We start from the raw sequence: 22,922 nt of genomic DNA on the forward strand, positions 1-22,922 counted from the left end.
TCAGATCCCCATCAGCGCGCGGTAGGATGCATTGCCCGCGGCAAGTTCGGCATGGCTTCCTTCCGCGCCGACCCGTCCTTGCCCAAGCACCACGACCCGGTCCGCGGCGAGGATCGTGGACAGCCGGCTCGATACGATTAGCATCGTAACGGGGTGGTCGAGGCCCTGGCGAAGGCTGCGGATATTGTCGATGGCACGCCGTTCTGTGGCCGCATCGAGCGCGCTCGTCGCATCGTCGAGAACAAGGATATCGGCGCCGGCGAGAAGCGCGCGGGCGAGGCAGATGCGCTGGCGCTGCCCGCCCGACAGTGTCACGCCCCGATCTCCCACGCGGGTGGCGAAGCCATCGGCGAGCCGCTCGAGCACCTCGTCCGCAGCGGCGAGCCGAAGTGCTCGCACCAGGTCCTCGTCGCTCGCTTCCGGCGCGGTAAGGCGCAGATTGGCGGCCAGAGTGTCGGAGAACAGGAAGCTTTCCTGCGGCAGGACGTGGACGCGGCGGCGCAGGGCGGCAAGATCGAGGCCGCGCACGTCGTGCCAGCCGATCGCGTCCGAACCGATCTCGACCGAGCCGCTCTCCGCTTCGAGGAGGCGCGGCAGGAGCCCGGTCAGGAGCGATTTTCCGACACCGGTGGGGCCGACCAGCGCGACGATCTCGCCGGGCTGGATGTCCAGCGAAAGGCCCTTGAGAACGGTCGCGTGGTCATCCAGCGGAGCGACGGCCACGTCGCGGAGACGCAGGCCAAGCGGGCCGCCCGGCAGATGCGCCGTACCCGGCCGGATCGCCGGCTGCGCGTCGAGCACTTCCCAGATCCGTCCGGCCGAGGCGCGCGCATCGGCCACGACCTGGAGCAGTCGTCCGATCCCTTCGATCCGCAGGACCATCGTGTTCACCACCAGCATGGCGGCCACCAGCGGCCCGAGCCCGAGCCGGCCCTGCGCGACCAGCCAGGCGCCATAGCCCAGCACCCAGACATGGCTGAGCGCGATCACGGCCTGGGGCAGCGGAACCCGCCGCGAGGCATGGGCCAGCGCCGCGCGGGCTTCGTGCCGGAAGACCTCGATATGTTCGCGAAAGCGGGCGGTCCGCGCTTCGCCGAGGGCAAAGGCCTTGATCACCCGTACCCCGTTGACCCCTTCGGAAAGGTCCTGCGTTACCGCATCGTAAGCAGAGCCGATGCGCCGGTCGAGCGCCACCAAGGTGTCGGCCTCGCGCGCTAGCAGGGCAATCCCCAGCAAGACCAGCGCCAGCGGCACGATCCCCAGCAGCGGCGCCCAGCTGAACAGGACGCCGAGCGAAATCAGCACCATCAAGCCCGTCTCGAACATCTGCCGCCAGAAATTGATCAGCGCATCGCGGACCTTGTCCGCATCACGGGTCATGCGCGTGACCATCTCGCCGACGCCGTGCCGCCAGTGATAGGCAAGGTCCAGCCGCTGGATCTGGACCATGATCCGGGAACGCAGGATCGTCAGCAGGGCCTGCCCGATCGAGAGGGAGAGCAGGCCGGCGCCATACTGCACGATGGCCCGGGCCACCGCGAGGGAGAGCAGCAGCGCCACCCAGTGCCATGCCCGCGAATAGTCCAGCGCGCCGTCAGTCAGGCGCCGGACGAGCTTGCCCGCGCCCGCTTCCTGCACGGCGTGGCCGACCAGCACCTGCTGGCCGACCAGCGCGACATTGACCACCGCGAACAGGGTGGCGGTCAGGGCAAAGCGCAGCGGCATCTCGCGATAGATGGCGAGACAGCGCAGCAGCGGGCTGTTGGCGAGCGGGCCGGTGCCGAGAGGCCGGGCTCCGGACGGAAGATCCCCCATGAGAACGCCTGCCTCAAACCGCCAGGGCGGCGTGGCGAACGGCTTCCAGCGGCCGGGCGTCGATCCATTCGCGCACCGCGAAGTCGTTGGGGATGAATCCCCAGCGATGGAGGAAACTGGTGAAATCCTGCAGCGCCGTGACCGACTGTTCGGCAAGGTCGGTGCGCAGGCGCTTGTGCGCATCCTCGCCATAGGCCGCAGTCACCCAGTATTCGCTGGCATTGGTCTCTCGGCCGAGGAAGCGGCGGACCTCGGCAGGGTGTTCCCAGGCCCATTCCTCCGCCCGGATCACCTGATCGAGGATGGTGACGGCCGCATCGAAGTGATTGTCGAGCAGGTGGCCATCGACGGCGAGCGTGCGCGGCGTGCCGTTGTTGGAGCGCACCAGCGGATCGGGATGGCTGCCGGTGTCGATCACGGTGGTCAGCCCGAACTGGCTGGCGACCTGCGCGCCGTGTGCGCCCTTCAGGAAGATCGCGTCGACCTCTCCGCGCAGAAGCGCGATGACTTCGAGGTTGCTGGCCCGCCCGCGGCTGACGGAGCGGCCGTTCCACGTCAGGGCCCCGCCCACCTGTTCGGCCGCGCGGTCGGAATAGTGGCGCTCGATATCCTGATCGACCAGTTCGACGTCGCTGACTTCGAGGCCTTCCAGCCGCAGCGCGTTCTCAAGCCCGCGGATCGCCTGGGCGCGGGAAAAGTCGATCTCCACGTTCTTCCAGTTGGGCAGGCCGAAGCGGCGGCCCTTGAGGTCCTTCACACTTTCGATGCCGGATTCGGGGCGGGCAAGAATCAACTGCGCCTCGTCGGCCCAGGAGAGGCCGATGAGGCGAGTGTCCCGCCCGAGCGACCGCGCGCTGATCGCAGGGATGCTGCCGCCATGGCGCACCGAATTGCGCACCTTGTGGCTGAAGTGGGATTCGCGCGTGGCGAAGTCATTGGATTCCAGGATCGAGCCAAGCTCGGTCCCCTGACGGCGGAACACCTCTTCCAGCCATCCCTGCTGGATCGCGATGCCCAGCCCGGTCGGAACCGGGCAGCGGGTGTACCAGAGCTTGTCGAGCTGCGCGGACATGGATTTCTCTCCTGAATGGGATGGCTGGACGGCTATTCGGCCGCTTCGAGCGAGGCAGGGGCGGCGATCGTGTTGCGATTTTGCGGGCGCGGCAGACCAAGGTGTTCGCGCAGGGTCGATCCTTCGTATTCCTTGCGGAAGATGCCGCGCCGCTGGAGTTCGGGCACCACCTGGTCGACGAAGTCGGTCAGCGAGGAGGGCAGGAGCGGCGGAATGAGGTTGAAGCCGTCTGCCGCATCGCGCTCGAACCAGTCCTGGATCTGGTCGGCGATGTCGGTCGCCGTGCCCAGCACCACGCGGTGCCCGCGCACCGCGTTGAAGCGCAGGAACAGCTGGCGGATGGTCAGGTTCTCGCGCCGGGCAAGGGCAGTCAGCTGCCGCCAGCGGCCCTTGCCGTTTTCCGGTTCGGGCAGGTCGGGCAGCGGCCCGTCGAGCGGATAGGCGCTGACGTCGTGGCCCATCAGGTTGAGCTCGCCCGAGAAATCAACCGCCGCTTCGAGGGCGCCGAACTTGTCCTGCGCTTCCTGCACGCTGCCGGCGATGGTGAACGAGAGGCCCGGCATGACCTTGATCGTGTCGGCATCGCGGCCATGCGCCGCGGTGCGGGCCTTGACGTCGGCGTAGAATGCCTGCGCGTCCTCGATGAACTGCGCGGCGGCATAGATCATCTCGGCGTGCCTTGCGGCAAAGTCGCGGCCGACCTCGGAATTGCCGGCCTGGACGAAGACAGGATAGCCTTGGACCGGGCGGGCTGCGTCGAGCACGGAATCGACCTGGTAATAGGCGCCGTGGTGATGGACCGGGTGAACCGCGCCGGCGTCGAGGTAGATCCCGCTCTCCGCATCGGCGCCCTCGAAGGCATTGTCCTCCCAGCTGTCCCACAGGGACTTGGCGAGATCGACGAATTCGTCGGCTCGGGCATAGCGCTCGGCGTGGCTGAACGAGGCGTCGAGACCGAAGCTGCGCGCGGCGCCGTCCGCGAGCGACGAGACGATGTTCCAGCCGATCCGCCCGCCGCTGATGTGGTCAAGCGAGGCGAAACGGCGGGCGAGCGCATAGGGCTGCTCAAAATTGGTGTTGACCGTGGCGACCAGCCCGATCCGGCTGGTGATGGCGGCCAGCGCCGCCGTAACGGTCAGCGGCTCGAAATCGAGGAAGGCATGGCGGCGCTCGATGCCCTTGGTGCTGTCGCCGCTGATGCCGACGAAATCGGCGAAGAACGCCGCATCGAGCTTGCCCCGTTCGGCCGTGCGGACGAGGTCGGCCCAGTGCCGGAAATCCGGCTTGCCGGTCGCGGCGGAATCCGGCTGGCGCCAGGCGCCGGGGTGATGACCGTGGCGGGTGAGGAATACGGCAAGCGCCAGTTGCCGCCGGCGGGCAGTACTCATGGGTCTATCTCCGGTAGGTCAGGTGTGAAGGGCCGGCACCGCCATCGGCGCGCGGCGCCGGCCCGGAAGGATCATTCGGCGGGTTCGGCGACCGGCTGGGCGAGATGGATCGTGCCGTCGTCAGCAACATGGGCATCGGCCGGAACCAGCTTGCTCATCTTCCACTGCTGTTCGAGCACGCCAGCGCCGAACGGCTGCGAACCGCCCAAGGCCGCGGCAAGCACCTGGAATCGCGCGCCCTCCTCGAGCAGGACGATGGTGTTGGCGAGATCGCGGATCCCCTTCCAGCTCCAGATCGTGGCGCCGCCGTTGGCCTCGACGATGCCCGGCACCTGGCGGTCGGCGGCGATCGCTTCGAGGATGAAGTCCACCTCCTTCTGGCGGCGGTTGATGTAGACCGGCAGCTCGGTCGAGAAGCGGAAGCGGCGGTTGGGAACGTAGAGCAGGGGCAGTTCCGCATGGGCCTGCGAGTAGGCGCCGAGATGCGGCGCATGAACGTGGCTGATCGCCTGGAAATCCGGATGCTCGCGGAACAGCTTGAGGTAGCGGGATTCGCCGGCCGGCCGGTCGCCCCAGTAGGAGTTGCCGTCGAAATCGATCACGGCGGTGCGCGGCTGGTCGGGATCGTCCTCCCACGGGCCGGCGTAGCCGAAGGTCACGATCTTGTCCTCGCCGGGGATGCGCTGGGCAATGCCGACAGTGCCGCTGGGCGAGATGGTGTGCGTCTCGCGCAGCCAGCGGAAGGCGCGGCGCGCGTCCTTTTCAGCGTTGAGCACGAAGCCGATGGCGGCGGGGGAAAGTCCGGTGGTTTGAGACATGGGCAGGTACTCCTCAGGCCAGGATGGGGTCGGATTGGGGAACGGAAGCGTTGAAGGCCTCGGCGGCTTGCAACGGGCGGGTGTCGATCCAGTCGGCGAGCGCGAAATCGGCATCGAGGAAGCCATGGGTGAACAGGAACTTCTTCTGCTGCTCGAAAAGGGCGAGCCGGTCGGCATCCAGCGTCGGGCGCAGTCCTTCGTGCAGGCGGGCATAGGCGTGGCTCACTGCCTCGGCGCTGCCGGCGGTTTCGAATTCAAGGATCTCGCGCAGCCGGTCGGGCTGAGCGGCAACCCAGTCCGCCGCGCGCAGGGTGACGGCGAGGAACCGCACCACGAGGTCGAAATGCTCGTCCAGCAGGCGCTGGTGCACCGTGATCGGACGGGGAGTCCCGTTGTTCACCCGAAAGCGCCGGTCGGGCAGGGCATCGAGATCGACCGCCACGACCAGCCCGGCTTCGCGCGCCTGGTCCAGCGCCGCTGCGCCCTTGACGTAGATCGCATCGACCTCGCCGGAGAGGAGCGCGGCGAACGGCCAGAGCCGGTTCACGCCGCGATCGGCCCGGGGCTGGAGATCGCGCCCGGTTCCGCCGATATTGCGAAGGCGGTCGGGCACTTCGACGAGGTTCACATCGTCAAGCGTCAAGCCGGCCGAGGCCAGCGCGCCCTTGTAGCCGGCGAGCGACATGCCGCGTGCGATGCTCGTTCCGCGGACGTGGCTGGGGATGGGGTTGTGGGACCAGCCCGGCAGGGCCAGCCGCTTGCCCTTGAGGTCGGCCGCCGAGAAGATCCCGGAGTCCGCACGGGTGAGGATGAGCTGGCTCTCCTCGATCCAGGTCAGGCCGATCAGGCGGGTCGGCTCGCCCTGCGCGCGCGCGCCGAAGGCCAGCATGTTGCCGCCTTCGCGGATCAGCGTCGGAAGGCCGTGATCATAATGATGCCGCGCAAGGTCGGAACCCGATTCCTGCAGCGTGCGCAGGGCGATGCCATCGCCGGCGAAGGCTTCGGTCAGCCAGCCCAGCTTGTAGGCGATGCCGGTTGCGGTCGGCACCGGGCAACGGGTGAACCAGATGGTTTCAGGCTGGTTATGCGCTTCGGGCATGGCCCGCGATCTCCTTGCGAGTTGGTCTCGCCGGTATGATCGCAAGAGCTGTGCCAAGTCCGGAAAGGGCGGAAAACCGCCATTCCTGAAGCGGCTGGTCTGGCGAGGCTGTGCGATATTGCGCAGCGCCGCTGCTGCATTTGCAGCGGCGCCGGATCAGATCAGGCCAAGGTTCTTGAGATAGGTCCGCACGACATTGCGCGTGACGCCGAGCGCTTCGGCCGTCTTGATCTGGTTCTCGCCTGATTTCTGGAATGCCTCGCTGACCGTCATGCCAATCAGTCGCTCCAGCAGTTCGGGATGCCCCCCGTCGAGCAGCCGCGTCACGAACGGGCGGAGCTGTTCTTCAAGGGTGCCGGCCGGTCCATCCTCGCTGCCAAGGGCAGGAGCAAGGTTCAGGTCGATCAGCGCCAGGTCGTCGGGCGAGACCTGCCCGTCGCGGCTGATCAGCGTGGCCCGGTAGATCGCATTTTCGAGTTCACGAATGTTGCCGGGCCAGGAATGGCGGAACAGCGCTTCCTCCGCGGCAGGCGTCAGTTCCACCCGCGAAAACTGGGTCATGTCGCCATAGACCTGCAGGAAATGGCGTGCCAGCGGCAGGATGTCGGCCCGCCGGTCGCGCAGCGGCAGAAGCGGCACGGGCACGACCTGCAGGCGGTAGAACAGGTCTGAACGGAAGCGCCCGGCCTGCACCGCCTTGTGCAGGTCGACATTGGTTGCGGCGATGACCCTGACGTCGAGGCGCACCGGGGTGCGCGAGCCGATCCTTACGACTTCGCGCTCCTGCAGAACGCGCAGCAGCTTGACCTGAAGCGACGGGGGAAGGTCGCCCACCTCGTCGAGAAACAGGGTTCCGCCGTTGGCGGCCTCGAACCAGCCCGCGCGCGCCATGTTCGCGCCGGTGAATGCCCCGCGTTCATAGCCGAACAGTTCCCCCTCCACGAGCGCCTCGGAGAAGGCACCGCAGTTGACGGCAAGGAACGGTCCCGCCGCACGGTCGCTCAGTTCATGAACGTAGCGGGCCACCAGTTCCTTGCCGGTGCCGGTCTCGCCGATGATCAGGACGTTCGCCTGGCTCGGGGCGACCCTGGCCAGCAAGGGCAACAGGGCCCGGGAGCGGGGATCGGTAAATACCAGGGCGCGCGCACGCGGCCCCTCGGCGTGATGGTCTTCATGATCGAAGGTCAGCAGCGGACGGCCGTCCGCATTGGTGCCCGAGACCAGGCTGACCGTCCGCGCCGGCTGGGAAGATTGGTTTCGAGTCGCGGGCATTGAGACCTCCGGGTGTACTCGGAAGCATAATCAAAAAATCTCTACCAACTTAGTAGAAAATAGATCGAAACGACTAGCCGAGCTTTAAACCCGCTGGAATGCGGGCTTGTTCGCGCTGTTTCCGGGCCAGAACGGCGTGCAGCGGGCCTGGCTCGATCCACTGGTTCACCTCCACGCGGCGCGCGAGAAAACCGTTGTCCCACAGAAAATCGGCCTGGACCCGGAGCATGCCGATCCGGTCGGGCGAAAGGTCGGGGTGCAGGGCGCGGTGTACCCCCCGGCGGTAGGCCATGGCCACGCCGTCCGGCCCGGCCAGCGTCGTCCGCGCCAGAATGGGGCTCAATTCGCGGGGGTGCGTCGCCGCCCAGTCCGCCGCCCGCATGGTCTGTTCGAGAAAGCGCTCCACAAGCTCGGGATGGCGCTCCAGCATATGCTCGTGAACCACGATCGGCCGCGGCGTGCCGTTGTTGATGCGGGCCAGCCTGCTGGGATAGGCATCAAGATCGATGGCGACCACAAGCCCCAGACTTTCTGCCATCTCGGCGGCGGCGGCACCCTTGATATAGGCGGCATCGGCCCGGCCGTCCGCGACCCAGTCGAGCGCGTTCCACAATTGGCGCATCCGTTCGGGCGTCAGTCGGCCGACCCCGGGGACGGGGATTTCCACCAGGTCTGCAGCGGCCAGCACGTGGCCACCAAGGGCAAGCGCGCTGCGGATCCCGTGGAGGCTCATTCCCCGGGCCATGCTTTCCCCGGGATGGGCGGCGAAGCCGGGCAGCGCGAAACGTAGTCCGCCAAGATCCGCAGGGTCCAGCACCGGCGTATCGGGCCGCACCACGATCGCCTGGCCCTCGTCTATCCAGGTGAGGCCGATCACCCTTGTCGGCGCGCCGAGCGCCCGGGCCGCCAGGGCCTTGATGTTGCCGCCCTCGCGAAAGAGATGGCGGGCCTGCCGTTCGGGATCGCATGCCACGATGTTGAGGCCGTTTTCGTAGATCCGGCCTACGCGGATGCCATCCTGTCCGAATTCCTCGGCCAGCCAGCCCAGCGACCACGCCACCGCCGAGGCCGCCGGCACCGGGCCATGCGTCAGCCAGATCGCTTCCGGCATCCGGTGCCGGTCACTAGCCAAATTCCCGATCGACATTGGCCCTCCGAGGGAGGCGGCGCTTACGGGTCAAGTGGGCACCGCTTTGCAGACTGATGGCTACCGGTTCGCAAAGGCCATGCCAAGAACGCGGCACCGCGCCGGGGGCGGGCCCCTGCAGGCCGGCTGGCGCCCGCGGCCCGTCCCGGCTGCGCATTTTCGCACAGGCCTGCGCCGATTTCCACAGGTCCCGGGGTGGCGGCGAGCTCCCGAAACCCCGCGAATGCGCGGTGTCGGCAGATTGGCACGGCCCCTGCAACACTGGGATCGGCCCTCAGCAGGAAAGGCGGCTTTCATCGTGTCAAAGACCCCCATCGGCTTCGAACCACCCCGGGCGCAAGCCTGGCAGCGCAAGTTGCTCCTCGCGCTTGCCGCCGCAGCGGTACTCGGGCTGGGAGCGTGGCAGTGGCTGCGTCCTGCGGCCGCCTCGGGCGGCAACGCGGTGCGAACGGTCAACATTGCCGCGATTGCGCATCCCTTCCAGGGCCAGCAGATCTACAGCGGCCTGACCGGGGTGATCATCCGCGACGGCTGGCTCAAGGCGGAATTGGCCAAGCGCGGCGTCGAGCTTGCCTTTACCCCGGTGCCCACCGCTGTCGGCGGGCCGCTGATCAACGAGGGCTTTTCCGGCAAGCGCATCGACTTTGCATCCTACGGCGATTTTCCCGCCGTGATCGCGGTCGCCGGCGGGGTTCCGCTGAAGCTCGTCGCTCCGCTTGCGCAGGGGCAGGAAACCTACATCGTCGTTCGCAACGGCCTGCAAGCCGCTTCCATTGCCGACCTCAAGGGCAAGCGCATTGCGCTTCATCGCGGGCGTCCGTGGGAACTGCCGTTCTCCAAGCTGCTGGATGCCAACGGCCTGAAGTTTTCCGATTTCACCATCGTGAACATCAATCCCTCCGCAACCCCGGCCGCGCTGTCCTCGGGCAGCGTCGATGCGGCCGTGCTGCTGGCCGACGGCCTGCTCGCGCAGGAACGCGGCATCGGCAAGATCCTCTGGTCGACCAAGCAGGCCCCGCGCGATTGGAAAATGCGCGCCGAACTGTTCGGCCGGGCCGACTTCGTGAACGACAATCCTCAGCTGACCCAGCTGGTGGTGGATGCCTATCTCCGCGCCGCCGCGTGGTCCGCGCAGGATGCCAACCGTGACCAGGTGATCAAGGATTCGTCGCGCGGATCGCTGCCGATCAACGTGGTCGTGAACGATCTCGATCCCCGGATAAGCTGGCGAGATCGCTACCTGCCCTATTACGACGACGCGCTGCGCTCGCATTACCGCTCAGTCACGGAATATGCGCTCAAGCGCGGCCTTGTGCGGGAAAAGGTCGATGCGGACGCCTTGCTCGACGATCGTTTCGTGCAGCAGGGCCTGAAGGACCTCGACCTGGCCAAGTTCTGGTCGGCGGCCGAACCCGCCGCTGCCCAGGGGAATTCGTGATGGCCGGCTCGCTCGTTTCGCCAAGCCTGGGAGAAGCGCGCGCTTTCGCGGGCAATCTCGCCGCCCTTGCACCGCCGGTCCTCCTTCTGGCACTTTGGGAAGTGGTCAGCCTGTCCCACCTTTTCCCCGAACAGGTGCTCGTGCCGCCGGCCGAAGTCTTCCGCACCCTGTTCGCGATGACCCAGTCCGGCGAGCTGCAAAGACACGTCGGAGACAGCCTGCACCGCCTGTCGGTCGGCTTCATCCTCGGGGCGGCGGCGGGCCTCGCCTTCGGGGTGACCATTGCCCTGTCGCGCCTTGCCGAGGCCGCGTTTGTCCCGCTCTTCCTGACCCTATGGCAGGTTCCGGTCATCGCGCTGGTCCCGCTTCTCGTGATGTTCCTCGGCATCGGCGAACCCTTCAAGGTCGCGATCGTCGCCATCGCATCGTTTTTCCCGGTGGCACTCGCCGCGTTCGACGCGGTACGCGGCGTCCCGCGCGCATGGTTCGAGGTGGGCCGGGTCTATCGCCTGAGCCTTGCCGACACGGTCTGGCGGATTGTCGTGCCGGCCACGGTACCGGCCGTCGTCACCGGGCTGCGGATCGGCCTGACCCGGGCCTGGGTCGTGCTCGTCGCTTCCGAGCTGCTCGCCGCCGATAGCGGCATCGGCCAGATGATGGAGATGGGGCGGCAGCTCTTCCAGATCGACGTAGTGCTCTCGGGCGTGATCGTCAGCGGCCTGGTGGGGTTCGCGATTGACCGGGGCGCGCGTGCCATCGAGCAGCACGCGACGCGGTGGAGGGCGGCATGACCCGGAGCTTGCTTTCCGCTCCGCTTCGCACGGCCGCCGGGCTTGTCGCGCCGGCCCTGCTGGTGGCGCTCTGGCAGTGGAATTCGGGCGGCGCCCTTGGCAGCGTGGCAATTGCCCCGCCTTCGGCCCTGCTGACCGCGGGGCGGGAACTGGTGGCTGACGGCACGCTCGGTGCCGGCGTGGCGGCAACGCTGGCGCGTGCGCTGACGGGCTTTGGCATCGGTGCCGCCCTGGGCTTTCTGACCGGCGTGGCCATGGCGCTGTCGTCCGCGGTAAACCGTGTGCTGGGGCCGCTGCTGCAGGCCTTGCGGCAGGTGCCGATGCTGGGGTGGATGCCCCTGATCGCTCTGTGGTTCGGGACGGGCGAAGGGTCCGAGCTGATCGTCGTCTGCGTCGCCTCGTTTTTCCCGACCCTGCTCAGCACCCACAGCGGCTTGCGGCAGGTCGAAAGCCGCTATCTCGAAGTCGGCCGGATCTATGGCCTCGATACCGGCCAACGGTTCGCGCTGGTTCAGCTGCCTGCCGCTCTGCCGTTCGTGCTGACCGGGCTCAATCAGGCTCTTGCCTTCGCCTGGATCGCAACGATCGCCAGCGAGATCCTGCTGGGAACCGGCGCCGGGCTCGGCGTGACGATGCAGCAGGCGCAGATGCAGCAGCGTCTCGACATGATGCTCGTCGCCGTCATCGTCACCGCGTTCCTTGGCTTCGCGATCAACCAGATCCTCCTGCACCTGCGGCGCGGCCTGCTGCGCTGGCAACCCGACAACCGCTGAAAGGAGCTCAGTCTTGAGTATCGACCCTTCGCTCCGCCTCCCGGCCGAGACACCGAACACACCCGTGCGGGGCGAGCTGGCCATCGCCAACCTGTCCAAGAGCTTCCGCATCGGCGGGCAGCTCCGCCCGGTGCTGGAGGGGATCAACCTGACCCTACGCCCCGGCGAATTCGTCAGCATCGTCGGCGCGTCTGGCTGCGGCAAGTCCACCCTGCTACGCCTGATCGTGGGCCTGGACGACGATTACCAGGGCGAAATCCGGCTGGACGGCGAGCGCGTCGCCACGACCAGTCTCGATCGCGGGATCGTGTTCCAGGACCACCGCCTGTTCCCGTGGATGACGCTCGAACAGAACATCGAGCTGGCCCTGCGCAACACCAATGTGCCCAAGGCGCGGCGGGCGCAGATCGTGGCCGAGCACATCGCGCTGGTGGGGCTGGAGGGGTTCGAAAAGGCTTATCCGCACCAGCTTTCGGGCGGCATGGCGCAGCGCGGGGCCATTGCCCGGGCGCTGGTGACCGAACCCAAGCTGCTGCTGCTGGACGAGCCGCTGGGCGCGCTCGATGCGCTGACGCGGGTCAACGTCCAGACCGAGTTGCAGCGGATCTGGATGGCGCAGCGCTCGACCATGCTGATGGTTACGCACGACGTCGAGGAAGCGCTTTACCTGGGTGACCGGGTGATCGTGATGTCGCCCAATCCCGGGCGGATCAGGCGGATCGTCGATGTCGACCTGCCCCATCCGCGCGACCGCCGTTCGCCGCTGCTGCATCGCCTGAAGGATGAGATCCTGGCCGAACTGACTGCGGCCCCGGTCGAGCCCGGAGGCGTTTCCGACAACCTGGTGCGCCTTCCGGCGCGGGAGGCCCGCTGATGCCGCGCAGTCCCGATCATCCCGTCGATCCGGTGTTCACGCAGCGCTGGTCTCCGCGCAGTTTTACCGGCGAAGCCATACCGGAAAGCGTGCTCCTGAGCGCCTTCGAGGCGGCCCGCTGGGCGCCCAGTGCCTCGAACGTGCAACCGTGGCGCTTCGTGGTTGCAACGCCGCTGCAACCCTTGTGGGAGCCGCTGCTGGGCCTGCTCGCGCCGCGCAACGCCAAATGGGCGGCCAAGGCGTCGGCCCTGATCGTGATCCTGTCAGACCGCTTCGTCGAGCGCCGGGGTGAAGTGGTGGAGAACGGGTCGCACAGTTTCGATGCCGGGGCGGCCTGGTCCAACTTTGCCCATCAGGCGCTTCGGCTCGGCTGGCACAGCCACGGCATCGGCGGGTTCGACCGGGCGGCCACGCGTGACCTGCTGGCGGTGCCCGATGAATTCGCGGTCGAGGCCGTGGTCGCGCTCGGCCGGAAGGGCGGGCTGGACCAGCTCGATCCCGAATTCCATGCCGCCGAGGCCCCGAATTCCCGGCGGCCGCTGGCCGAGACGGTTTTTGTTGGTCGCTTCGGCGAGCCGGCTTTTGACGCAGAGAAGGATGTCGCATGACCATCAGCGCTTACTGGGAGCTTGATCCCGCCGCCGAGCCGCAGCGTTTCGAGCCTCTCGCCGGGCGGCAGTTGCCCGGCATTGTCAAGTCGCAGCGCGGGCCGGCGCTGAACCGCTTCGATTACTACGCGCAAGTGGGCAGCGCCGCGGCCCAGGCCGGGTTTTCCGGTCTGTTCATCCGCCACCGCGAAGAGGCAGACGAAAGCCGGGTGATCGCCGCCGCGGTTGCACGAGAAGTGCCGGGAATTGTCCTCGTGCCGGAGTTTCCGGCCTCGGTCGGATCGGCGGTCTATGCCGCGAAGCAGGCCGTTTCGTTCCAGCGCAGCACGCGCAACCGGCTCGGCTGGGCGATCGCGGCAGCGGAGGGCGCTGCCGACCGCCGGCGCTCGGGCGATTACATCGGCGCGGATGACCTGGGCGAGCGGCTGGAGGAATTCCTGACCGTCGCGCGCGGGGTTCATGCCGCGCAGCCCTTCACATTCGAGGGGCGGCACTTCGCGGTGAAGGACGGCGGCTTTGCCGATCCGCTCAACCGGGCGGATTTCCCGCAGGTGTTCCTGCAGGGCGAAGACGAGGAAGACCTCGAATATTCGGCGCGGCAGGCGGACGTTCATCTGTTTCGGGCGAGCGCCTTGGCGGACGTGTCCCGGCAGGTCGAGACCCTGGACGGACTGGGCAAGCGAACCGGCCGCCCGGTCGCCTATGGCCTGCTCCAGCCAGTCGTCGCGCGCCCGTTTGCCGACGAGGCGCAGCGTCATGCCGAGCGGATCGGCGCGCCTGCCGAGGCCCTGGTCGGGTCCTATGACGAGGTCGCCGCAAGGCTTGCCGACCTGGCAGGCGTGGGGATTTCACACTTCGTCTTTCGCAGCCTGCCCTCGCTCGAGGAGGCCTATCTCGTCGGACAGCACGTCCTGCCCCGGTTGCGGGCGCGGCTCTCGACCCTGCGCGTCGCGGCCTGAGACCAAAGGAGCACTTTCATGGCGATCGACTTCTACTGGCGCCTGCCGACCCATGGCTGCCATTCCAGCCTGCGCACCCACGACTACGACCGGGGCGACTGGTCGCCGCTGCGGCCGGGCAATATCGCCCCCGGCCCGGCGAGCGACGGCGGCGCGGACCAGTTCGCCTATATCGATCACTTGTCCCAGATCGCGAAGGCGGCGGAAGGCGCGGGCTTTCTTGGCGGGCTGATCCCCTCGTTCCCGGGGACCGAGGACCCTTGGGTGATCTCCTCGCTGCTGGCCCGCGAGACCAGCACTTTCCGCTTCATGCTCGCCTTCCAGCCGGGCTTCGGAAATCCGGTCCACAGCGCGCGGGCGGCAGCCAGTCTGCAGCGCCTCAGCGGCGGCCGGGCCCTGTTCAACATCATCACCGGCGGCGGCGGCCCATCGCAGCTGTGGTGGGGCGACAGCTTTTCGCACGACGACCGCTATGGTCGCACCCGGGAATGGCTCGACGTGTTTCGCGGCGTGTGGGGTGGCGGCTCGTTTGATTACGATGGCCGCTTCTACCAGGTCGAGAACGCTGGCCTGGCACCGCTTCTGGCAAACGAGGAATTTCCCGAGATGTGGTTCTCGGGCTCGTCCGATGCGGCGCTCGAAGTCGCGGCGCGGCATGCCGACTATTACCTGTCGTGGCTGGAGCCGTTCGACCAGTTGGCGGACAAGTTCGACCGCGTGAAGGAGCGCACTGCGCGGCTGGGCGGTGAACAGAAGTGCGCGATCCGCGTGGATCTCGTCGCCCGGCCGACCGAGGAGGAGGCGTGGCGCGAGGTCCAGATCGGCTTCGAGAACGTCAGCGAAGAGCGCCGCCGCACCCGCACGCGCGGCACGGACTCGGTCGGCGCCGCCCGGCAGGACGCGTTGCGGCCCGCCGATGCGACGCGCTACGACGACCTGATCGTCGCGCCCAACCTGTGGGGCGGCTTCAACCTGCTGCGCGGCGGCCCGGCGCTGGGCATCGTCGGCAGCTATGAGCAATGCGCCGAGCGGCTGGACGAACTGATCGCGCTGGGCGCCGATGGCTTCATCCTCGCGGGCACGCCCCATCTGGAGGAAGCCTGGCGCGTGGGCGAGGAAGTTCTTCCGCTGCTCGGGCAGAGCGGTGTGGCGTTGCTTCAAGCTGCCGAATAACCGCTTGGCAGAGGGCCTGGAGAAGGGGCGTCGGGAGCAATCCCGGCGCCCCTTTTCTGTGGGGGCGAGCGGATATGGTTGAAGTCTCACGGCCTGAGCAACGGTCCGCTTTCGGCATGTCGGAACTTGTTTCAGCACGACGATTGGGGTGAGGGCAGCTTTGTCGGGGGGCGACATTCTCGATCCAGCCACAAAACTCCGCTCAGCCTGAGCGGGTTTGGAAATAAGTCCAACGTTCGCAAAGTCGGCGTGTCCGGACCACATTTAGGCAGGCAGCCGTCATTGCGGCCGTTGGATGCGCCCCCGGATCCATCTCAAACGACATGGCCCCAAAAAAGGGCGCCGGGATTGTTCCCGACGCCCTTCCGGTCTGCCGCTGGTGATGGAGGCGAGGCGGCAGGGATCGCGCCGCCCCGCTTTCCTTGGTCAGAAGCGGTAGATCACCGATGCACCCCAGGTGCGCGGATCGCCCCACTGGACCACGTCGCCCGTTACCGTGGCCGAGGCCGCGACGAGCGAGTGGTTGAGATAGCGGGCATTGAGCAGGTTGTTGACGAAGGCCGAGACGCTGAACTTGTCGTCGGCGGTGGTGTAGGTGATGCGGGCGTTGGCGAGGGTGTAGCCCGGCTGCGAGGTGTAGTAGCGCGTCGCCGGGTCCTGCGGGGTGACGTAGTAATACTGCAGCGAGGTGTAGCGCGCGTCGGCCTCGAACTCGATGTTGCCAGAGTTGCGCAGCGGCACGGTGTAGCTGGCCGCGACGTTGAGCGTGGTGTGCGGTGAACGGACGAACTGCGCGCCGGACAGGTTGGCCCCGCCGTTGAGCACGTTGAACTGGTCGTAGCGCGTATTGAGCAGGCCGAGTGCGGCGTTGAGGTGCAGGTTTTCGACCGGGCGGACCGCCAGTTCGACCTCGGCCCCGTCGACGTGGCCCTTGGCGGCGTTCTGGAGGTAGGAGACGGTCGTGCCGCCGACCGCGCCCGGGTTCGGGCCGACGACGTTCACCTGCACGTTGCGGTAGTCATAGTGGAAGCCGGTCAGGTTGAGCGTCACGGCGCCGTCCAGCCACTGCGACTTGTAGCCGACTTCATAGGAGTTGAGCCGTTCCGGCTCGACCGCGATCAGGGCGGCGGGAAGGGTGGCCGCCGTGTTGAAGCCGCCGGACTTCAGGCCGTGCGAATACTTGAAATAGATCAGGTTGTGGCGGTCGATCTGGAACGAGGGGGTGGCGTCATAGGTGAAGGCATCCCAGGTCCGCGAGAGGTTGCCCGAGAAGGTGCCGGCACCGCCGTAAGTGCCGGTGTAGCTGTTCCACCACTGGGCATAATTGCTCCATGACGCCGTGGCCGCGCTGGCCGAGGCGAGACGGTTGAATTCGAGCTGCTTCGTCTCGCGGGTCCAGCGGCCGCCGAGGGTCAGCTTGAACCTGTCGGAGATGTTGAGCGTGCCGCTGGCGAACACCGCGCCGCTTTCGGTCTTGTGGTTATAGCGGGTGTTGCTGAAGGCGACCGTGGCGCCGCCGCCGGCCAGCGCGGGCACGGCGGTTTCCGGCAGGGCCGCGGAATAGGCATTCGAGCGGATCTTCTCGTTGAAATAGAAAGCCCCGACGATCCACGACAGGGTCTGGTCCTTGGGCGAGGTCAGGCGCAGTTCCTGCGACCATTGCCGCGAGCTGGCGTTAGAATAGCCGCGCGAAATCTCGAACGGCGTATAGTCGTTGTCGCCGGCGCTGCGGCTGTCGAAGCGTTCGTAGCCGGTGATCGAGGTAAGCGTCAGGTCTCCGGGATGCCAGTCGAGATGGAGCGAGCCGCCGACCTGCTTGTTGTTGGTCCATTCCGGCGCATTGGTATTCGTGGTGTCCTGGTCGGTCGAGGGCACGTAGCCCCCGCGATAGACCCCGCTGGCGGCATAGCTTGCCGTGTTCCAGTAGCTGCCGTCGGTCTTGTAGCGACGGTAGTGCAGGCTGAGCAGGGCTTCGAGGTCGTCGGTCGGCTTGGCCAGGATCTGGCCGCGGAAGACCTGGTCGCTGATCGCGTTGGAATTCTGGCCGGTGAACAGGTTGGTGAAGCGGCCGTCGCGGTCGTCGATGCGGAAGGAGCCGCGCACGGCCAGCTTGTCGGGCACGATCACGGCGCCGACGCCGCCTTCGGCGATCTTGTCGTCGTAGCTGCCGTATTCGAGCTTCAGGTAATTCTCGTCATCGCCGCTCAGGCTGGGGCGCTTGGAAATGACGTTGATCGCGCCGCCGGTGGTGTTCTTGCCCCACAGCGTGCCCTGCGGGCCGCGCAGGATTTCCACCCGCTCGATGTCGAACAGGGGCAGGCCGGTCGCGCTGGAATTGCTGATGTAGACGTCGTCGAGATAGAACCCGACCGGGTTTGCGAGGTCGAGCTGCTGCTGGCCCGCGCCGACGCCGCGGATCCACCAGCGAGGGCGGCCGTGCTGCTGCGTGCCGGCCGAGGCGTTGGGGACAAGGCTCAGCACTTCATTGGCGGAACGGCCGATGCCGCCGACCTGGAACTGTTCCTTGCTGAGCGCGCTGACGGCGGTGGGAACGTCCTGCAGCCGTTCCTCGCGGCGGCCAGCGGTGACGACGATGTCGTAGCTGCCGCCGGCGGCTTCGTCGGCCGCTTCGGCGGCGGGGATGGGAGCTTCGGGCGCCGCAGCCTCTTCGGCCGTCGCGGCGAGCGCCGGGGTTGCGGCCAGGCTCAGCGCCAGGGCGCTGGCTCCGGCGCTCAGGAAGCGGGCGGTGCGGTGAACTCGGTACGACAAGGACTTCCCCCTCAAATCGGGCGCAACGGTGCGCGGGTGTCGGGAGGGGTTACGCAACGAGCGTGCCATCCTTGCTGAAATCAATATATATCAATGTGATATATCGATTTTGGCGCGAAATCCGGCCCTGCGGCATGCTGCAATTGCAGCATCAGCGGTGACGGCGCTGCTGGATCTTGCGCAGCCCATGGCCCGGCGCGCCATGGCCGGGGCACCGCACGGGTGAAGCCGCTCGGCGCGCAATGTCTATTAAAAGAGTTGAGTTTTTTCCGATCTGCTTCCTAGGGTGCGCGCCAGCCGGAAACAGGAGCGATTCGTGAAGCGCGACGGGCAGAAATTGCCGATTGCCATCGTGGGAGCAGGGTTCAGCGGAACCCTCCTCGCCATTCATATCCTGCGGCATGGCGGGCGCGTCGTGCTGGTCGAGCGCGACCATACGAGCATCGCGCGCGGCCTGGCCTATGGCACGCGGCGGCCGGAGCACCTGCTGAACGTGCGCGCCAGCAACATGAGTGCTTTCCCCGATGATCCGGGCCACTTCCTGCGGTGGATGGGCTTTGCCGAACGGGAGCAGGTCAACCGGTTCGTCCCCCGCCTCGCCTATGGTCGGTATTTGCGCGAGTTGCTGATGAACGCACTGGGCAAGTCGCCTGACCGGATCCGCATCGTCGAAAGCGAGGCTGTCGACGCGGTGGTCGGCCCGGGCAGCACTCGCCTAGACTTTGCGGATGGTCGTAGCCTCGACGTCAGGGCGGTCGTTCTGGCGATCGGCAACTGTCCGCCGCGACTGCCTCCCGCCTTCGCCGGGCTGCCCGGTTCGATCGTGATCAGCGATCCCTGGCAGGGCGCGATCGACGCTGTCGCCCGGGCTGGCGGTGACGTGCTGCTGCTGGGAACGGCGCTGACGGCGGTGGACGTGATCCTCGGCCTTGTCGGCGCGGGGCACCAGGGGCGGATCACGGCGCTGTCGCGGCGCGGCCTGGTGCCATTGGCGCATGACGCCGAGGCGGCGACGATCGCGTTCGTCTCCCGTCCCGAGGGGCGCGGGTCGTGGCTCTTGCGGCATGTCCGCAAGCGCTCCGAGCGGGTGGGGTGGCGCGCGGCGGTGGATGAGCTGCGGACACATACCCAAAGCTTGTGGCGCCTGCATGACGAGCAGGCACAGCGCCGTTTCCTGCGGCACCTGCGCCCGTTCTGGGATGCGCACCGGCACCGGATCGCTCCCGCAGTGGCCGAAAAGCTCGAGGCCCTGCAAGACAGTGGGCGGTTGCGATTTGCCGGTGGGCGGATCCTGTCAGCCGAGCGATCCGGGCCGGGGCTGCTCTTGAATTGGTCCCCGAGAGGCACGGGACAGACCACGACCGATCATTTCGACTTCGCGATCAATTGCACCGGGCCGGAGGGCGACATTCACCGGATCGCCAATCCTTTGCTGACCAGTCTCATTGCGCAGGGCCGCGTCCGGCCCGATCGGCACGGCCTGGGGATCGACGTCGATCGGCTGGGCAGAGCCGTCGACAGCGCGGGCGGCAAGCAGGAATCCCTGTTCGTTGTCGGCCCCCTGACCAAGGGGGAGGCATGGGAGGCGGTGGCGGTGCCTGACATCCGCCGTCAGGTGTGGGAGCTTGCGCGATTTCTCACCAATTCGCATGTGATTTCGACGGACATCTGACTTGGCCGCCAGACTGACCCGCATCCTGGATTGTCATCAATTAGAGGTCGTCCTTTGCGCACCTGAACGGCTGGCCGGTTTGAGGCTTCCGGTTCGGCCAGTCGAATGTCGGCTTTGGTTGAGAGCTACAGATCTGCATATAGGGGCCCACGACGAGCAGAACTTCGTGGGGCTCTCGCCTGTTAGCGGCCGCTGAGCGTAACCGAATTGCCAGGACCGCTGCCGCTGCTGCAGTGAAGGTACCAAGGGCTCAGCGGATCGATGATCTCGATGATCACCGTGTCGATTGCTGGCTTTTTGCCTGCCTGCACAGTATCCGGCGCATCTACCACTTTCGCATTCCAGATCTTCGTTTCGAGCTGGTGTGAACCGCTACCGGTGACTGAAAGCTCGATGGTCCGGCGCCTGCCGTTGCTGCTGCGCACGACTGCGGCGAGAGATGCTGAACGCAATGGATCCAGTGCCAGCGTCAGCGTGGTTCCGTCGGCAACGGAAAGGGACTGTTCAACCCCGCCGAAACGGACTGCGTAACGTCCGGAAGCGAGCTGGATGCCAAACTTTCCGGGGCGAACGCGGGTGATCGCGCCCGTCCGCTCGTTCCGGAATTCGGCGCCTTGCGGTGCACTGCCGCTGACGCTGGCGCCGATACCGATCCGTGCAAGGTTCATGGCCATACGGCAGTTCGAATAGACCCACATTTCTTTGTACGGGAACACGGCGTTGTTGCCCCAGGCGGGCGCATCGCCTTCATAGGAGTTGAAGCCCAGCGACATGCCGCCGACGAAGTTGGGCAGCGCAACGGTGAAGTTCTGCCAGAAGGCATTGCCGACGCCGTAGATCAGCGAGCGCGAGAACGGGTTGGTACCCAGGACCCACTGGACCTGACGGGCTGCAAGGTCGGACAGATCGGGGCGGTGCAACGCCGCGGCCGCTACGCCCAGGCCGATGGTCTTGCTCATGTGCACGGTGGTCGCGCCTTTGCGGACGTGGTCATACCACAGCGGGAAGACGCGGAGCCGGTGGTTGGGCCCCAGCGGCGTGCCATCAGCGTACTGCTGTTGCATCTGCCGACGGATCAGCTCCGGGGTGGGCGGCGTCGGGAATACCGCGTTGGGGTGCTTGGCCAGCATCATGCCGGTACGGTCGAGCGGCTGCGGGGCATCGAGGTCGGCCTGCCGCCATACCGCTGCGGGGACGACATCGAACGGCGCCGATGCCTTTGAGCCGCTGACGCAGTAGTGCTCGGCATAGATGGCCAGGCCGACATGCCACTCCATCCACTCCGGATGGCTGGGAAGCGCATCGCACAGCGCTGCGAAGGCGAGCAGGCCGCAATCCTCGAAACTGTTGTGGTATTCGTGGACAATCCGGGTTCGTCCGGCGTCCTCGTAGAAGTAGCCCGAAATGCCGATGCCATCGACGAAGCGGCGTTCCTGGATCTGGACCAGCCATCGGCCGAACCGCACGGCTTCCTCGGCATAGCGGGCATTTCCGGTCGTACGGTAGAGTTCGACCGCGGTCAGGGTCAGGTAACCGACGGTGTCACGCCAACTGGGCTCGTTGATTTCGCGGGGTAGTGCTTCTGTCGGCGGAGCGGAAATGGCCGCCGTGATCAGGGCAAAATCTTCGGTCGCCGCCTTGAGCAGGCTGGCGGCGAATGCCGGTTCGAGCCGCCGAAGCGTCCGAACCGCGCGCGCGGCAACGAGGACACCCAGTGTGTTCTGGAAATCGTCGCGGCCAACGCTTCCCCTTGCGTCGTCCTGTACGACATCGTCGAAGGTGTCGCGCAGGCTGTCGGTCCAGTAGGAGACGTGATTGTAGAGCGCCCGCAGACCGGGAGCAAAACGGGTTCGCACCGACCAGTCGAGCCCCCAGCGGGCTTCCTCCAGTGCCCTTTCGGCAAGGGCATGGTCTCCCTTGCGGACGAGGGCATCGTGCAACTCGAGCAGCGCATAGATCGAGAGGTGGGTACGGTACGGGCTCTGGGTAAGGTTGGCGGCATCATGCCAGCCACCCTCGATGCTCCGCTTGTCGCCCTTGTATTCGGCAAACACGTCCTGGTGGCAGGCATCGTGAACGCCGGGGAGCGGGAACCCGCAACGTAGGCCGTAGAAGGCGTTGAGCGTGGCCTCGATCGTGAAGCGCCATGCGTCCTCGCCGATAGGAAAGGCTTCGCTGATGGCGGCCCCATGCCGGATCCGGTAGCGGCCCGGTCCGGCAAACCCGGTAAAGTCCAGGACGCGGTAGATGCCTCGGGCATTCTCGATCCGCTGCGCAGGAAAGGTTGCGATAGTGCGTCCCCCCTCGGCATCGAGGAGCTCGAACTGGTCCGGTCCTTCGGGAGCAATCGCGACCTTGGGCCCGGCAGGCTGGTAGCCGACATGGCTGTAGGCGATGGTGCCGGGCGCAATCGACCAGCCCTTGGGCGGCTCCGCATCGATGCGCTCTACCGCGAGATCATCGAAATCGAACGTCACACGCGGGTCCGCACCGGCCACGCTGACGCCGGAGAGGGTCTGGAAGATGGTGAACTCCACCACCCTGTCGCGCTGGTGCTCTGGAATCTCCCAGACGATGTGGTTCCATTCGCCCGCCCTGAGATCGCCGACGTAATGAACGGCGACGGGATCGAGCGGGCCCGCTGATGCACCTTCTGACAGGAACTGGATGGAGATGGTGTTGATCGGATTATCGGTCGGGTGAAGGTAAGCCCACAGCGAAATGCGGTTGTATCCGCTCCAGTCCTGCGGCTGCTTGAAGCGCAGGCGGGCGAAGGCAGCGAAAGGCTGTCCCTCGAACAGGACGCCGTCGCCCTGGAATGTCCCATTTGGACGGCGCGCAGCCCGGATGTGCTCCTCATTGCGTAGAAGCGTGCTGAACCGGAGCGAGCGGGTGCCGACCCGGCTGCGCTCCGAGGTGTACCCCAGTTGCACCGCCGGGGACGCGATCCAGCCTGCATCATCCTCCATGTCGTCGAGCACGTGCCGGTCGTGCACCGGTTTATGCCGTCCCTTTTCGTCGAGCAGTTTGGACAGGTCTGCCTGAAGGAGCGGACGCACGGGCCAGCGTCCCTGCCAGAGCGACGCTGCGCTGTCGGCGCCGCGCGTGGCTGCCTGCGCAAGTGAGGCGGGCAGCACGGCGACGAGGCTTAGCGCCGTGCCACTCCTCAGGGCGCCGCGGCGGCTGCAGGACAGGATGCCGGCTTCACGGTGGGCTGCGATCTTGTCGTTCGGCATCGAATTGCTCTCCCTGCG

17 protein-coding genes are annotated in these 22,922 nt (G+C 66.8%); 8 read left to right on the forward strand and 9 right to left on the reverse strand.

Translation table 11 applies throughout. The features are described 5' to 3' along the window. The 7 genes from H7F51_RS01430 to H7F51_RS01460 form a co-directional block, all read right to left on the reverse strand. Entirely contained in the window at positions 1-1,815 is a 1,815-nt protein-coding gene (locus H7F51_RS01430) for an ABC transporter ATP-binding protein (RefSeq protein ID WP_185662415.1), read from the reverse strand. Between the two features lie 13 nt (positions 1,816-1,828). Beyond that, a complete protein-coding gene (locus H7F51_RS01435) occupies positions 1,829-2,887 on the reverse strand; it encodes an ABC transporter substrate-binding protein (RefSeq protein WP_185662416.1) in 1,059 nt (352 codons plus the stop codon). 32 nt (positions 2,888-2,919) lie between these two features. Next, positions 2,920-4,275 carry an LLM class flavin-dependent oxidoreductase gene (locus tag H7F51_RS01440; protein ID WP_185662417.1) on the reverse strand — a complete coding sequence of 452 codons (1,356 nt, stop codon included), beginning with the start codon at positions 4,273-4,275 and terminating at the stop codon, positions 2,920-2,922. 71 nt (positions 4,276-4,346) lie between these two features. Beyond that, a complete protein-coding gene (locus H7F51_RS01445; protein WP_185662418.1) occupies positions 4,347-5,093 on the reverse strand; it encodes a class II aldolase/adducin family protein in 747 nt (248 codons plus the stop codon). A gap of 13 nt (positions 5,094-5,106) precedes the next feature. Then, positions 5,107-6,192: an ABC transporter substrate-binding protein gene (locus H7F51_RS01450; protein WP_185662419.1), complete on the reverse strand. Its 1,086-nt coding sequence runs from the start codon at positions 6,190-6,192 to the stop codon at positions 5,107-5,109. Positions 6,193-6,348: 156 nt separating this feature from the next. Continuing rightward, entirely contained in the window at positions 6,349-7,464 is a 1,116-nt protein-coding gene (locus H7F51_RS01455) for a sigma-54 interaction domain-containing protein (protein ID WP_185662420.1), read from the reverse strand. 73 nt (positions 7,465-7,537) lie between these two features. Then, the gene (locus H7F51_RS01460) at positions 7,538-8,611 is read right to left on the reverse strand and encodes an ABC transporter substrate-binding protein (RefSeq protein WP_185662421.1); all 1,074 of its coding nucleotides are present in this window, start codon (positions 8,609-8,611) and stop codon (positions 7,538-7,540) included. A 298-nt stretch (positions 8,612-8,909) separates the two neighbouring features. On the opposite strand from H7F51_RS01460, the gene H7F51_RS01465 reads away from it, so the two are divergent. The 7 genes from H7F51_RS01465 to H7F51_RS01495 are packed head-to-tail and all read left to right on the forward strand — an operon-like array spanning position 8,910 to position 15,227. After that, on the forward strand, positions 8,910-10,049 hold the full coding sequence (locus H7F51_RS01465; RefSeq protein ID WP_343061161.1) for an ABC transporter substrate-binding protein: 1,140 nt from the start codon (positions 8,910-8,912) through the stop codon (positions 10,047-10,049). Next, entirely contained in the window at positions 10,049-10,840 is a 792-nt protein-coding gene (locus H7F51_RS01470) for an ABC transporter permease (protein ID WP_185662423.1), read from the forward strand. The genes H7F51_RS01465 and H7F51_RS01470 overlap by 1 nt, the downstream gene beginning before the upstream one ends. After that, positions 10,837-11,613: an ABC transporter permease gene (locus H7F51_RS01475; RefSeq protein ID WP_221773939.1), complete on the forward strand. Its 777-nt coding sequence runs from the start codon at positions 10,837-10,839 to the stop codon at positions 11,611-11,613. The genes H7F51_RS01470 and H7F51_RS01475 overlap by 4 nt, the downstream gene beginning before the upstream one ends. A 13-nt stretch (positions 11,614-11,626) precedes the next feature. Further along, positions 11,627-12,487: an ABC transporter ATP-binding protein gene (locus H7F51_RS01480; protein ID WP_221773940.1), complete on the forward strand. Its 861-nt coding sequence runs from the start codon at positions 11,627-11,629 to the stop codon at positions 12,485-12,487. Next, the gene (locus H7F51_RS01485) at positions 12,487-13,095 is read left to right on the forward strand and encodes a nitroreductase family protein (protein WP_185662425.1); all 609 of its coding nucleotides are present in this window, start codon (positions 12,487-12,489) and stop codon (positions 13,093-13,095) included. Before H7F51_RS01480 ends, H7F51_RS01485 begins: the two co-directional genes overlap by 1 nt. Continuing rightward, positions 13,092-14,054, forward strand: coding sequence for an LLM class flavin-dependent oxidoreductase (locus tag H7F51_RS01490; RefSeq protein ID WP_185662426.1), 963 nt, complete (start codon positions 13,092-13,094; stop codon positions 14,052-14,054). The genes H7F51_RS01485 and H7F51_RS01490 overlap by 4 nt, the downstream gene beginning before the upstream one ends. Positions 14,055-14,072: 18 nt before the next feature. Beyond that, positions 14,073-15,227 carry an LLM class flavin-dependent oxidoreductase gene (locus tag H7F51_RS01495; protein ID WP_185662427.1) on the forward strand — a complete coding sequence of 385 codons (1,155 nt, stop codon included), beginning with the start codon at positions 14,073-14,075 and terminating at the stop codon, positions 15,225-15,227. Positions 15,228-15,653: 426 nt separating this feature from the next. Here the strand turns inward: H7F51_RS01495 and H7F51_RS01500 are convergent, their stop codons facing one another. Then, a complete protein-coding gene (locus H7F51_RS01500) occupies positions 15,654-17,996 on the reverse strand; it encodes a TonB-dependent receptor (RefSeq protein WP_246447576.1) in 2,343 nt (780 codons plus the stop codon). 316 nt (positions 17,997-18,312) lie between these two features. Between H7F51_RS01500 and H7F51_RS01505 the strand changes: the two genes are divergently transcribed. Further along, complete coding sequence (locus H7F51_RS01505) at positions 18,313-19,668, forward strand: FAD/NAD(P)-binding protein (protein WP_185662429.1); 1,356 nt, start codon at positions 18,313-18,315, stop codon at positions 19,666-19,668. A gap of 182 nt (positions 19,669-19,850) precedes the next feature. Here the strand turns inward: H7F51_RS01505 and H7F51_RS01510 are convergent, their stop codons facing one another. Continuing rightward, positions 19,851-22,904 carry a glycoside hydrolase family 9 protein gene (locus H7F51_RS01510; RefSeq protein ID WP_185662430.1) on the reverse strand — a complete coding sequence of 1,018 codons (3,054 nt, stop codon included), beginning with the start codon at positions 22,902-22,904 and terminating at the stop codon, positions 19,851-19,853. Between the last annotated feature and the right edge of the window lie 18 nt (positions 22,905-22,922).

This window comes from Novosphingobium flavum (assembly GCF_014230315.1).
Lineage (GTDB): Bacteria > Pseudomonadota > Alphaproteobacteria > Sphingomonadales > Sphingomonadaceae > Novosphingobium > Novosphingobium flavum.